14 protein-coding genes are annotated in these 13,389 nt (G+C 59.5%); 1 reads left to right on the top strand and 13 read right to left on the bottom strand.

The features are described from left to right. Positions 1-16: 16 nt before the first annotated feature. The 7 genes from ACUTJJ_RS01830 to ACUTJJ_RS01800 all read right to left on the bottom strand — a co-directional run bounded on the left by ACUTJJ_RS01830 (position 17) and on the right by ACUTJJ_RS01800 (position 7,607). Entirely contained in the window at positions 17-1,030 is a 1,014-nt protein-coding gene (locus tag ACUTJJ_RS01830; RefSeq protein WP_063947073.1) for a zinc-dependent alcohol dehydrogenase, read from the bottom strand. A gap of 4 nt (positions 1,031-1,034) precedes the next feature. Continuing rightward, complete coding sequence (gene hisD, locus ACUTJJ_RS01825) at positions 1,035-2,363, bottom strand: histidinol dehydrogenase (protein ID WP_063947074.1); 1,329 nt, start codon at positions 2,361-2,363, stop codon at positions 1,035-1,037. Between the two features lie 37 nt (positions 2,364-2,400). Beyond that, a complete protein-coding gene (locus ACUTJJ_RS01820) occupies positions 2,401-3,201 on the bottom strand; it encodes an ABC transporter permease (RefSeq protein WP_063947075.1) in 801 nt (266 codons plus the stop codon). Next, entirely contained in the window at positions 3,198-4,142 is a 945-nt protein-coding gene (locus ACUTJJ_RS01815; protein WP_063947076.1) for an ABC transporter permease, read from the bottom strand. The genes ACUTJJ_RS01820 and ACUTJJ_RS01815 overlap by 4 nt, the downstream gene beginning before the upstream one ends. Positions 4,143-4,264: 122 nt before the next feature. Continuing rightward, entirely contained in the window at positions 4,265-5,380 is a 1,116-nt protein-coding gene (locus ACUTJJ_RS01810; protein WP_063947077.1) for an ABC transporter substrate-binding protein, read from the bottom strand. A gap of 33 nt (positions 5,381-5,413) precedes the next feature. Further along, the gene (locus tag ACUTJJ_RS01805) at positions 5,414-6,544 is read right to left on the bottom strand and encodes an ABC transporter ATP-binding protein (RefSeq protein WP_063947078.1); all 1,131 of its coding nucleotides are present in this window, start codon (positions 6,542-6,544) and stop codon (positions 5,414-5,416) included. Positions 6,545-6,839: 295 nt separating this feature from the next. Then, positions 6,840-7,607 (bottom strand): SDR family NAD(P)-dependent oxidoreductase, encoded by a 768-nt coding sequence (locus ACUTJJ_RS01800; RefSeq protein ID WP_209090359.1) that lies wholly within the window; start codon positions 7,605-7,607, stop codon positions 6,840-6,842. Between the two features lie 122 nt (positions 7,608-7,729). On the opposite strand from ACUTJJ_RS01800, the gene ACUTJJ_RS01795 reads away from it, so the two are divergent. Next, complete coding sequence (locus ACUTJJ_RS01795) at positions 7,730-8,839, top strand: histidinol-phosphate transaminase (protein WP_063947080.1); 1,110 nt, start codon at positions 7,730-7,732, stop codon at positions 8,837-8,839. 103 nt (positions 8,840-8,942) lie between these two features. Here the strand turns inward: ACUTJJ_RS01795 and ACUTJJ_RS01790 are convergent, their stop codons facing one another. From ACUTJJ_RS01790 to ACUTJJ_RS01765, 6 genes are all read right to left on the bottom strand, one after another. Then, positions 8,943-9,227: a copper-binding protein gene (locus tag ACUTJJ_RS01790; protein ID WP_063947081.1), complete on the bottom strand. Its 285-nt coding sequence runs from the start codon at positions 9,225-9,227 to the stop codon at positions 8,943-8,945. A 23-nt stretch (positions 9,228-9,250) separates the two neighbouring features. Continuing rightward, positions 9,251-9,727 (bottom strand): cupredoxin domain-containing protein, encoded by a 477-nt coding sequence (locus ACUTJJ_RS01785; protein ID WP_063947082.1) that lies wholly within the window; start codon positions 9,725-9,727, stop codon positions 9,251-9,253. Positions 9,728-9,771: 44 nt separating this feature from the next. Next, a complete protein-coding gene (locus ACUTJJ_RS01780) occupies positions 9,772-11,121 on the bottom strand; it encodes a multicopper oxidase family protein (protein ID WP_063947083.1) in 1,350 nt (449 codons plus the stop codon). Positions 11,122-11,136: 15 nt separating this feature from the next. Continuing rightward, entirely contained in the window at positions 11,137-12,612 is a 1,476-nt protein-coding gene (locus ACUTJJ_RS01775; RefSeq protein WP_445541098.1) for a TolC family protein, read from the bottom strand. After that, on the bottom strand, positions 12,609-12,839 hold the full coding sequence (locus ACUTJJ_RS01770) for a hypothetical protein (protein WP_063947085.1): 231 nt from the start codon (positions 12,837-12,839) through the stop codon (positions 12,609-12,611). The genes ACUTJJ_RS01775 and ACUTJJ_RS01770 overlap by 4 nt, the downstream gene beginning before the upstream one ends. 87 nt (positions 12,840-12,926) lie before the next feature. Continuing rightward, the gene (locus ACUTJJ_RS01765; RefSeq protein ID WP_063947086.1) at positions 12,927-13,337 is read right to left on the bottom strand and encodes a hypothetical protein; all 411 of its coding nucleotides are present in this window, start codon (positions 13,335-13,337) and stop codon (positions 12,927-12,929) included. Positions 13,338-13,389: the final 52 nt, after the last annotated feature.

The following is a 13,389-nucleotide window of genomic DNA, read 5'->3' as shown; positions in this document are numbered from 1 at the left end:
AAGTCAGGTGTCAGGTCTATTCCGACACGTCAATTATCGTCTTCAAAACGTTGCTTTCACCCCTCAGCAATCGGTCATAGGCGGCGGGGACATCATCGAGTGAGGGCAGCACCTCGATAAAGCGGTGAAGAGCCGGCGCGAGTTCGGTCAGAAGCGCCGTCGCCTCCGGCAGTTCGTCACAAAAGGCGTGGCAGCCGATCAGCGAAACTTCGCGCTCGACAAGAACATTGGGATCGAAATCAAGCTTGCCGTGGCTGATGCCGACAAGCGCCAGACCGCCACCACCGGAGAGCAATTCGATGGCCCGGCTTATCGCCTGAATGCTGCCGGTGGCGTCAAGCGCATAACGAAGGCGGCCACCCGAAAGCGTGGCGTCTATCGCAGCCGTGTCGAGTGTCACGAGCTTGCCGCCTGTCACGTCACTGACACGTCGGGCTCGTTCCGCATTCAGGTCGGCGAGCAGAAGCGGGCCGTTGTGCAGGCGGGAGAGGATGAGAGCGCAAAGCCCGCCGATTGTGCCGCAGCCGATGACGAGCACCGGCTCCCCTCTAGGAACAGAAAGGCGACGCACCGCATGCAGTGCCACAGCGAGCGGTTCTGCCATGGCAGCGATATGTGGCGAGAGGTGCGGATCATGGCGAACCAGGAGCTTCGCCGGCACCTGCACCTCATCGGCGAAACCGCCATCGCACACCTCGCCGACAAAGCCCAAGCTTTCACACACATTGCTGCGGCCACTCAAGCAGGCAGGGCAGAGGCCGCACCACATGCGGGAGTCCGATGAAACAACATCGCCTATGGCAAAATCAGTCACACCGTCGCCGATTGCCGTAATGCGTCCGCAGAACTCATGACCGGCGGTGGAGGGACGACGGGAGATCCATTGTCCGGTGCGGTAATTGTGCAGGTCGGAACCGCAAATGCCCGCTGCCCTGACTTGCAGATTGACAAAGCCTGCCGGCGGCGAAGATGGGGAGGCCATCTCCTCCACACGCAGGTCGTTCGCATCGTAAAGCCGCACCGCCTTCATGGAATCAGGAACCTTTTTTCAGATAGGCGTCGCGCACCGGAGAAACCGCCAGGGCATGCGAGGAAAAGCCTTCGTAAAGAGCGAGGTTACGGGAATGTCTGGCGAATTCCGGATAGGCTGGCGGCGTGACATAGCCGATCGAACTGCGCTTCACGAAGTCGGTCACCGAAAGCGGCCCGAAGGTGCGTGCCCAGCGGCTGGTCGGCAGAACGGCGTTCGGCCCGAGCGAAAAATTGGCAATGCTGACCGGCGTGTGGGTGCCCATCAGAATTTCGGAGGCTTCGGTGATATGCCCAAGGTGTATGAACGGCTCTTCCGAGAGTAATTCAAGATGTTCCGGCGCATAGGCGTTGACGAAAGCGTAGCTCTCTTCAATCGAGGACGTCAGGACGATGCCGCCGGTCTTGCCGGTGAGAACGGTCTTGGAGAAAGCGACGCGCTGCTCCGACATTTTGGCCCAGTGTTCGGGCAGGGCTGCAATCGCCTCTTCAACGACGCGCCGGCTATGGGTGACGAGATAGGCCGAAGAATCGGGGCCGTGTTCTGCTTCAATCAGCAGGTCAAGCGCGGCAAGGCCGCCATGGACCGTATCATCGGCAAGGATCATGACTTCCGAGGGACCGGCCGGCAGGCCGGTATCGATGACGCCCGACAGCGAACGCTTGGCGGCGACGACCCATGGGCTTCCCGGACCCACGATCTTGAGCGCTGGCTTGACGGTCTGCGTACCGTAGGCGACGGCGGCCACCGCTTGGGCGCCACCGACCTTGTAGACCGTATCGACGCCGGCGAGGCGCGCGGCGACGAGCGTAGCCGCATCGACCGAGCCATCGGGCGCAGGCGGTGTGACGATGGCGAGGTTCGGAACGCCGGCAACCACCGCAGGCACAGAGGTCATCATGGTAACTGACGGAAAGGAGCCCTTGCCGCGCGGAACGTAGAGCGCCACAGACTGGATTGGCGTGAAGCGGTCACCCGCAAAGGCGCCGGGACGAATTTCCTTCAGCCACATGGCTTCCGGCTTCTGCTCCTCATGGAAATGGCGGATATTGTCGATGCCGAACTGGATGGATTCGATGACACTTGCATCGACAAGCTTGAAGGCCGCATCGAATTCGGCTTCGGTAACTTTGAGATTGGCTTCGGTCACGTCGGCCTTGTCGAGTTCGCGACCGAAGCGAGCCAGTGCACTGTCGCCTTCGGTGCGAACGGCTTCGAGGATGGGGGCAACCTTTTCGATGAAGCTCGAGATGTCGCTTTCCGAACGGCGCAGCAGGGCGGCCTTCTCATCGGCATCGAGCTTGGAATAGTCATAGAAAGACACTGATGTCATCGTCTTGTCCTTGATGGCTGGCCAAACGGCCGATTGGTCACTTCGATTTCAGGAAGATGTCGAGGCCGACGAGGCGGTCGAGCAGCGCGATCGCGATCCCGGCGCAGGCGATGAAGACCACGGAAATGGCGGCCAGGTCCGGCGTGATGATCGAGCGGATGGAGTTATAGATCTGCACCGGCAGCGTGACGCTTCGCGCGTCGACCAGAAGCAGACTCACCAGGAATTCGTTCAGCGCCAGAATGAACATTAAGAGCGAACCCGTGATCACGCCCGGCAGGACGGCGGGAAGCGTGATGTAAAGGAAACGCTGCAGGGGTGGCGCGCCGCAATTTGCAGCGGCGAGCTCCAGATCCGGCGACAGGTTGCTCGCGCTTGCCGTCACTGCCCAGATCATGAAGGGCAGGTTGATCACCGAGCAGGCGATGCCGACTGGCCATAGTTTGCCGAGCACACCCATCTCTCCAAAGGCGAGCATCATGCCGATGCCAGAACCGATCAGCGGAATCGTGAAGGGAAGCAGCAGATAGATCTGGATGGAGCGGGCAAACCGCACCCGATATTTGGCGAGCGCGATACCGGCGAGCGTGCCGACGGGAATGGATACCAGGGTGCAGATCGCCGCGACGATCAGTGAGCGGAAGAAGGCTTGCCGCAGATCGGTGGCGTGGGCGATCTTGCTGTACCATTGCAAGGAAAACCCATCTGGCGGAAAGGTGATGATGTTGCCTGAGGTGAACGAGGCACCGAGAACCACGATGGTGGGTGCCGACAACATGACCAGCGCGGTCGCGACGAAGGCCCAGATGACGATGGATTTGCTGCGGCTGCCCGTCATTTGCGGTCGCCCCCCATGGCAAGCGTGCCTGCACCGAAGACCATGAAAACCACACCGACGAGAATGGAGCCGACGGCGACGAGCAGCAGCGAGAGCGTCGCGCCGAGGCCTTGGTCGGAGGTGCGGAAAAACTGGTCGTAGATCGCGTTGGCGATGAAATCCTGTGTCCCCCCGCCAAGGATGGCGGGAATGGCAAAGTCCGTGAGGGAGAGCGTGACCACGACGAGACCGGCTCCGACGAGGCCGGGGCGGGAAAGCGGCAGGACGACATGACGGAAGGTGCGAAGCCAGCTGGCGCCGAGGGAGGCGGCGGCGGCCTCGAGTTCCGCCGGAATGGCGGTCAGGGCAGGTGCCAGCATCAAAACAGCGAAGGGCAGCATATATTGAACAAGGCCGAACAGGACGGCCGGGTAGTTATAGAGAAGGCGTATCGGTGGGACACCGACCAGGCCGAGAGCCTCATTCACCATGCCCTGGTTGCCGAGGATTATCAGCCAGCCATAGGCGCGCACCACCTGACCGATGAAGAAAGGCAAGAACAGCGCAACGAGCAGGAATTTGCGCAGTGCCGAGGAGGACGTGCGCACCATGAGATAGGCGTAAGGGAAGGCGAATATCAGCGTGATGACGGTGACGATCAGCGAGCCTATCAGGCTGCGGCCGGCGACGGTGGCAAAGAATTTTTCCGTCAGCGCCCGCTGGTAATTTGCGAGCGTATAGGTCTCGGACATCAGAAACGTATTCGTGTCCAGCGTCCGAAGGCTCGTATCGCCGATCTGGATGAGGCCGAGGACCAGAAGGCCAACCAGCACGATGGCCGGCAGCAGCATCAGATAGGGCAGACCCTTCTTGAAGCTGGAAGGCCAGAAAATGGCCGCAAGTCGTTCGAGCATATCCATGACGCGCCACGCCAGGGGATATGCGACACGGGAAGCGCGCATGAATACCGATCCTCGAGCGGTCCCGGCAAAAGCTAGGGCGCATTTGCCAAAGCGACCGCGTTATCTCTTATCCTCAGGTGGAATGCCCGCCACCTGAACGAAGCGGCGGGCGTGGCAAGGTTTCAACCCTGCATGATCTCCTTGAACTTGGCGAACCACTGGCTCTCGTTTTCGACCTGGATCTTGGACGAAACCCGGATCAGGTGTTTGAACTCTTCTTCCGTCGTCGGATAGGAAGGATCGCCCACGAGGTCGGCCGGCGGTTTGACGCCCGGAATGACGCCGGGAAGGCCAAGGCCATCAAGCCAGACCTGCTGGGCTTCCTGGGTCAGGGCATGGTTGATGTACTGCTTCGCCCAGTAGAGTTCGTTCTCCGGCAGGCCCTTCGGGATCCAGAGGCCATCGGTATCGAATTTCGCGCCTTCCTCCGGAACCACCCATGCGATCTCGATGCCGTTCTTCTTGGCTTCACGCGCATTGGTTGAAATGGTGCAGGCAGCGTCAATCTCGCCTTTCTGAAACCAGGTGGTGAAATCGGGGTCTTCGCCCAGCAGCGGCTGCTGCGCCTTGATCTTCGAAATGAAGTCCCAGGCGGGCTGCATGTTCCCGGGAATGTCCTCGAGCTTGCCGCCACCTGCGACCTGCGCCGGGAAATGGAAGCCAATGCCGTCATTATAGAGCGCGATACGGCCCTTCAGCTTCGGGTCGAGAAGGTCCTTCCAGGACTTCGGCGCTCCGTTCGGGAATGCCGAAGGGCGATAGGCCAGCACATAGACATACCCATAGGTATTGACGATCGGATAGCCATCGAGACCGACGGGCTTGGCAAGATCGGTGGCGTTCTTGAGATTGGGCAGGTCCGAGAGGTCTTCGGTGACGCCACGCAGGGCCGACTTGGTGGCATTCGTCGTCGTGTCCCAGTTGATATGGATCGGCGGAACGCGCTTCTGGGCGACGGCGGCCCAGACCTTCGGCTGGATTTCGTTATCCTCGGTCAGATCGTGGCGCACCGCGATGCCGGTTGCCTTGGTGAAGCTGTCGGAGACGCCCGCTTTCAGCGCATCGACCCAACTGCCACCCCAGGCGCGAACGATGATTTCCGCTGGTTTTTCCGGCTCCTGCGCAAAGGCGCGGCTGACGCCGAGCGTGGACAGGCCGGCATAAGCGCCGGCTGCGGAGAACGACGCCAGCAACGTGCGACGGCGAAGCTGGGCTGTCAGAAATTTATCATGCGACATTGAACATTCTCCTCTGGTCCGACCTTCTGAGGGTCATTTTTGAAAGATATGCATATCCCGTGCATTCCAGCCCAGGCGAACGTCGTCGCCCGGAGCGAATTGCAGGTGTGATTCCGGATCATGATCGAACACGCGCATCACAACGCCGCCGAGAGCCTGGACCCGAATTTCATAAACCACGCGCTCGCCTTCGAAAATGCAGTCTTCGACCTTGCCGTCTACGACGGTTGACAGTCCTTCGAGGCGACCATTGGTAGGGGCGATGCGAATTTGCTCTGCGCGAACCGCCCCGGCACAGGCCGCGCCGACCGCGACATTCTCATCCGAAGCGACACCGACAAGATTGATGCCTGCCGCCGTGATAGTGACATTGGTTGGTGCGACTTCGGCAACGCTTCCTTCGATGAAGTTGGTGACGCCGATGAAGTTTGCAACAAAGGCATTCGACGGCGCGCGATAGGCTTCCACCGGCCGTGCCTTCTGCTGTATTTCGCCGTCGTTCATCACGATAACCTCGTCGGACACAACCAGTGCCTCGCGCTGGTCGTGAGTAACGTTGATAGTGGTGACGCCGAGTTCCTTCTGAATACGGCGGAACTCCAGCTGCATTTCCTCGCGCAGCTTGCGATCAAGTGCCGCGAGCGGCTCGTCGAGCAAAAGCAGATCCGGTTCGAACACCAGGGCGCGGGCAATGGCGACACGCTGTTGCTGGCCGCCCGAGAGTTCGTTGATGCGGCGATCACCGTAACCGCCGAGGCGAACGAGGTCGAGATACCGCTCGACCTTCTCAGGGATGGTGCGGGCATCATGTCGGCGCATTTTCAGGGGAAAGGCGACGTTTTCGGCGGCGGTCATGTGCGGAAAAAGCGCGAGCTTCTGGAACACCATACCGATGGCGCGCTGGTGTGGCGGCACGGCGCTGACCGGCTGTCCATTGATGAAGATTTCGCCGCTGGTCGGGCGATCAAAGCCGGCAATCATCCGCAGCAGCGTCGTCTTGCCTGAACCGGAAGGACCCAGGATGGTCAGGAAGCGGCCCTTGGGAAGATCAAAAGAGGCGTGCTTGACGGCATGAACATTGCCGAAGGACATTCCCACGTCCTTAACGGATACTGCGATGGGGTCAGCGGAAGGATCGACCGGACGAAGTGCTGCTGCCTCCATGACATTTCCCCCTGTCGCGCGTTGATGGCCGCTAATCGCCTCAAAGCTGTCTGTACGCCTTCGGCGATGTGTTGTCGCCGGGTTATATGTACTTGTATATACATATATGTACAACCTGCGTCAATTGGATTTGCGTAATTTTTCGCCTGAAATCGTGTTGCGCAATATTTGTGCAGGTGCGGAAAAGTTTATCGGTCAATTCAGCGACTTTGTTTCTCATCGCGCCGAATGGCAAGCGCCGAAGACCTCTATCCGGTACTATTTCACAGTCGTTCCAACGGGAGGTTTGTCCGCATCAGATCGAGGCCAGATAGCCGCCGTCCACCGGAATGCAATGACCTGTAATGTAGGCGGCCGCATCGCTGCAGAGAAAAACGGCAACGCCGCCAATGTCGCTCTCCTTGCCGAAGCGTCGTTGCGGGATCTTCTCCAGCATCCGCGATTGCCAATCGTCATTTTCGTAGAAAACCTTCGTCATGGCTGTGCGGAAGTAGCCCGGGGCAATCGCGTTTACCCTGATGTCATGCGCCGCCCATTCACTGGCAAGGGCGCGGGTTATGCCCAGCAGCCCGGATTTCGAAGCGCCGTAAGGAGCGGCGGTTGGAATGCCGACATAGGATGTCAGCGAGCAGAGGTTAACGATGGCGCCCCCGCCGCTTTCGGCCATGATGCGGCCGGCTGCCTGCGCGCAGAAAAATGCGCCCTTCAGGTTTGTTGAAAGGATCGACTCCCAGAGTGCTTCGTCAACATCGAACGACGCGCGAACGTTTTCGAAGCCGGCGTTGTTGATGAGGATGTCGAGGCCACCAAGTTTTTCCGCGGCTTCTGTCGTCACGCGGGTGCATGCTTCAACGTCGCGAACGTCCTGCGCGAGCGTCACGCAGTGTCGGCCAAGGTTGCTGATGCGCGCATGCGTTTCCGAGAGCGCCTCGACCGTGCGTGCGGTGATGGCGATATCGGCGCCAGCCTGCGCCAGGGCGACGGCAATGGCCTGGCCGATGCCGCGGCTTGCGCCGGTCACAAGCGCACGGCGGCCGGAGAGATCGAAGTTCGGCTGAGTCATGGCGGCCCCTTTGTTTGTTCACCCAGGATGACATCATTTTCGTCTTAAAATGTCTATACATATTTACGAATGTGATTTGCGGGCTTATGACTGGTTCATCCGCATCTCATGGAGACTGCAAAATGGAAAAGCCTTCAAGCCCCATTCGCGACGAAATCCGCGCCATTGCCCCCTACAATGCAGGTCTGACGATTGAAGAGGTGCGGGCGAAATATGGCGTTGGCACCATCGCGAAGCTGGGCTCCAACGAGAATCCGCTTGGGCCATCGCCTGCGCTACGTCACCTTTTTCCCGATATCGGCGAACTGGCGCGCCTCTATCCCGATCCGCAGGGGCGGGCCTTGTGCGGTCAGCTTGCTGCGCGGTTCGAGGTGGATGACAGCCAGATGATCCTCGGTAACGGCTCGGAGGATCTGATTGCAGTTATCTGCCGATCAATCGTTCGCCAGGGCGATATGGTCGCGACGCTTTATCCCTCTTTCCCGCTGCACGAAGACTACACCACGCTGATGGGCGGCGTGATCGACCGTGTGCCTGTGAAGTCCGATTTGACGATCGACGTCGATGCATTGCTCGCGGCCATCGCACGCAAACCGCGCATGCTGATCTTCTCGAATCCGATGAACCCCGTTGGTTCATGGCTGACGCCGGCTGAACTCGGTACGATCATCGCTGCGCTCGACAAGGACACAATAGTCGTCATCGACGAGGCCTATGCCGAATATGCGGCTGGCGAGAACTATCCATCCGCTGTCGAGATGCTGCGGGATGCGAATGTGAACTGGGTGGTCCTTCGCACTTTCTCCAAAGCCTTCGGCCTTGCGGGTCTCCGCATCGGTTATGGCATCGTCAGTAGCGGGGAGCTCTGCGATTTTCTCAACCGCGCCCGCACGCCCTTTAACACCAACGCCATCGCCCAGACTTCGGCCATTGCCGCTCTCAACGATGAAGCGCACTTGCGGAAATCCGTCGAACTGGCTCTTACGGAGCGCGGGCGTGTCGCAGGCGCACTGAAGGGGCTGGGTTACCGCATGGCGCCGTCGAAATGCAATTTCCTCTTCATCGATGTCGGGGTCAGCGCCGTGCATGTGGCGGAAAATCTGCTCCGCCTTGGCGTCATCGTGAAGCCATGGAAACAACCGGGCTTCGACACCTTCATTCGTGTCAGCATTGGCTCCCGCGAGGAGAATGATCACTTCCTCGACGCTTTCAGGCAAATCGCGGCTGGATAGGGCGCTGGAACCAGACCCTTCTGGAAGCGCATTCACCAAGTAACAAAAGGGGCAGAGATTTCCCGCTGCCCCTTCCGTTCACTCTGCGGCGATGACGACTGTCTTATTTCACCTGTGCGACGACAAGCTTGCCGTCGGCGCGTTCGGCGATGAACTCGATGTTGGCGCCTTCCTTGAGCTTGGCGAAGATGGCATCGTCCTTCACGCGGAACACCATGGTCATACCCGGCATGTCGAGGTTTTTCAGGTCTTCATGGGTGATGGTGACCTTCTTGCCGGCAACATCCACCTTCTTTACCGTACCTTTGGTGAACTCCTGGGCAAAAGCGGCGAGGGGTGCGGTGAGCAGAAGTGCTGCGGCCAGGGTGATGTTAACGATGGTTTTCATAGTCGTTATCCTTTTTGAATGGGTTACTTTGCCGAAACTTTAAGGTCGCCGCGCATGCCGGCTTCGTAATGCCCCGGTTTCAGGCAAGCGAATTCGAACATGCCGTCATTGGTGAATTTCCAGACGAGTTCGCCGCTTTCACCAGGCGCGAGGCTGATGGCGTTTGGGTTGTCGTGCTCCATCTCCGGCGCCTTTGCCATGACGGCCTTATGCTCTAGATTGGCCTTTTGCTCGTCCATGATGAATTCATGGTCCAACTCGCCGACATTTTTCACGGCAAAACGCACTGTCTTGCCCTTCTTGAATTCGAATTTGGCGGGCGTGAACATCATCTTGCCATCAGGCGTTTCCTTCATCGTCACCTGAATGGTCTGGGTCACCTTGGACTTGTCGCCGGGTTCGCCAACCGCCATCGCGTTGTCGCCGCCGGAGTGGGCGCCGCCTGCGAAAACAGGGGTGGCGAGCGCGGCGAGAAGCAGTGCAATTTTCAGTCTGGTCATTTTATGGTTTCCTTGGTTCTGGTGGGGGTGTGTAATCTGGACGATCAGCCGTGTTTCATCGGTTGCGGCGTGATCTGCGTTTTTGGGTCGGTGTTTTTTTGGCTGTCCGGCAGCTCGCCGGTCCATTCCCACGCCTGGGTGCCGGGCGGGTTTTCGTACCAGCCGGGATCGGTGTAATCGCCCGCCGAGATGCCTTCGCGAACCTTCACGACGGAGAACATGCCGCCCATTTCGATGGGGCCGTGCGGCCCCCAGCCGTTCATCATCGGAACGGTGTTCTCAGGGATTTCCATTTCCATCGCGCCCATATCGGCCATGCCGGCGGTGCCCATCGGCATATAGTCCGGCCGGACCTTGCGGATCTTTTCGGTGACGGTTTTCTTGTCGACGCCGATGAAGGTGGGAACGTCATGTCCCATGGCATTCATCGTATGGTGCGACTTGTGGCAATGGATCGCCCAGTCGCCGACATATTTGGCGTCGAATTCATAGGCCCGCATGGCGCCGACGGGGATATCGATGCTGACCTCCGGCCAGCGCGCCTCGGGTCGCACCCATCCGCCATCCGTGCAGGTCACTTCGAAATCGTAACCGTGCATATGGATCGGGTGGTTGGTCATGGTCAGGTTACCGACGCGGACACGCACCCGGTCATCCTTGGAAACCACCAGCGGATCGATGCCCGGAAACACCCGGCTGTTCCATGACCACAGATTGAAGTCCGTCATGGTCATGATCTTCGGCACATAGGAGCCGGGATTGATATCATAGGCGTTGATCAGGAACACGAAATCGCGGTCCACAGGCATGAAGGCCGGGTCTTTCGGATGGATCACGAAGAAGCCCATCATGCCCATCGCCATCTGCACCATCTCGTCCGAATGCGGGTGGTACATGAAGGTGCCCGACTTCACGAGGTCGAACTCATAGACGAAGGTCTTTCCGACGGGGATATGCGGCTGCGACAGTCCACCCACGCCGTCCATGCCCGATGGCAGGATCATGCCATGCCAGTGGATCGTCGTATGTTCCGGCAGCTTGTTGGTGACGAAAATGCGCACTCGGTCGCCTTCGACGGCCTCGATGGTCGGGCCGGGCGACTGGCCGTTGTAACCCCAGAGGCGAGCCGTCATGCCCTCGGCCATTTCGCGCTCCACCGGCTCGGCAACGAGGTGGAATTCCTTGACGCCGTTGTTCATCCGGAAGGGCAGGGTCCAGCCGTTCAAGGTGACGACCGGATTATAATCGGGACCGGTTGTGGGCTTCACCGGCGCCTGCGTTGCCGCGGTTTCCATCACTGCCGCTTCCGGCAGGCTGCTGTTGGAGGTTTTCGCCCAGGCCGCCGTGGAGACCATCGCGGCGCTGACGCCCAGAAGTTGTCTTCTATTGAACATGATGGTTCTCCTTTCTCAATGTCCACCGCCGCCGCCGGAGGCGGCGGCAACCTCGGTCTCTCCGCCAGCTGCACCCGAACCGCCCCCATAAATGGCCGGAACGAGCCCTGCTTCGGCGAGCCAGAAGTCGCGTTTGGCATCGATGGCGAGTAGATTCGAATTGACCTTTTCGCGGCTGTCGGCCAGCAACTCGAAAGTGTTGGTCAGCATGCCATTATAGGTCCGCATCGATTCTTCCTCGATCCGGTTGCGCAGCGGAACCACGCTGTTGCGGTAGTGCCGGGCGATGTCGTAGGTGGACCGATACGCCTGATAAGCGGAGCGGGCTTCCGAGCGGACATTGACCGCCTTTTCCGCCAGCAGGTTGGCGGCGCGCATATAGGCGAGTTCGGATTCCCGCATGCGGGCCTGACCGGAATCGAAGATCGGAATGACGAATTCCAGTTCGGCGCGGCCGGTCGTTTGTTTGTTTATGCGGTCTTCATCTTTTTCACGCTCGGTCTCGAAACCCGATCTGAGTGCGAGATCGCTGACGTACCGGGTCGCTTCGGTGAGCTTGAAGGAGCGGGCGGTCGCCTCCAGGTCGAGCTTGGCCATCTGCAAGTCCACCCGACGCTGCAGCGCCTCGGCCTCGATCATGTCACGCTGGGCGAGTGCCTTGGGAAGTGACGGCAGACGGGTGGGGATGCTGTATTCGATATCTGATCCCCAAAGTCCCATCAGTCGCGTCAGTTCCTCCCGGGCAAGACGGGCTTCCAGTCTTGCCTTGGCGATCTGGCCCGTCAGTTCGGCATAAAACACCTGCTCACGGGCTTGGCCTTCCTTGTTCATCGCGCCGGACTCACCGAGTTTGGTGGCGAGTTCCGAAGCGGCGGCCGCAGCGGTCTGCGCCTGAGCCAATTGGCCGACGTTTTCCGAAGCCGCCACGGCGGAAATCCATGCGCGACGTGTATCCGCAGCCAGTTGCAGCGTTCTCAACGCCGCGCCCAATTGCGCCTTGCGAAAGCCGGTATCGGCGATTTCGACATTCTTTTTGAGCGTGGCGAGTGCCATAATATTAGTGGTGAGGACGCCTTCGATTGTCTTGTAGGCCCTGAGGCCTGGCGTGCCGATACCCGTCAGCCCCAGGCCGATGCTTGGGTTGACCAACAGAGTCGATTGCCATGCGGTGGCAGCTGATTCGCCCAGATCGGCGTAAGCCGCCTGCAGGCCCTTATTGTTCAGCAGCGCGACCTGCACCGCCGTTTCGACGTCGAGCGTCTTGCTGGCCGCCATCAGCGATTTGACACGGGCCTCTGTTGCCTGTGCCTCGGCCCGGTTCTGAACCCATGCGGTCTGTTTCCCTGTCGCCTCTGTTGTCTTCGCCGAGACAGTCGTGAAACCGGCCTCCCGGGAGGCATATTGTGCGGCAGATACGCAGCCGCTGAGAAAAAGCGGCAACGACAGGATTGCCGCGAGTTTTGATGCGAGTGGGAGTGAGCGTGGCATCATGATGCACCTCCTTTCGGAGCCTGCGCATCGTTCTGGTTACGCCACGGCTTCGGATCCGCCGGCATGCGGGCGGTGTAGCCCGAGACCGGCGTCTGATAACGAAGCGGAGGGGCGCCAAGCGTCGGGTTCGCCGCGTCGTCATAGGAGGCGGCGTCGTTCATCATCGATGTGGCAGTGCAGCCGCCCAGTAACAGGGGCGCTGCAACCACGATATAAATCGGGTTCATAGGTATTGTCCGAACAGGAGATATAACGGCGCGAGGGCGCTAAAGCCGCTCACGCACGGTCATTGCCCAAAGGCGGGCTTTGCCTGTTCAGATATTTGGGGGGCGTTGAAGCAGTGGGGTTTGGCCCAGGGCTTTGTCGTCGTCAGGGAAGGTCCTGATGGTGCTGGCCACTCGCGTACCGATGGCTGAATGGCTCAACAGCACCGCCATGCCGAGGCAGAAATCGCCGCAGCATTGCGGTTTTTCGGTCTTTTTGACGTCGCCATCAGTGTCGGCCATGTTTTGGTGGTCGTGACTGGCCTTCTTCATCTCAGAGCCGCCATGATCCATCAGCTTGCCATGATCCATCATGCCGGATTGATCATGCCGCATTCCCCCTCTGTCGGGACCATGCATGGCAGCATTGACGGTGGAAACGCTGTAGCCGGCCAGTGAAAGGATCATCACCAACCTGAACAATAGAGCCAGCAATTTCGATGCTCGCAACGTTCCACGCATGTGATTAGAAAAGCTGGTGTCTGCTGATTTGTCAATGGATATACATCATAAC

Source organism: Agrobacterium sp. DKPNP3, from assembly GCF_052686535.1.
The sequence above is the reverse complement of the archived record's forward strand: the minus strand, read 5'-3'. Positions and strand labels throughout refer to the sequence as shown.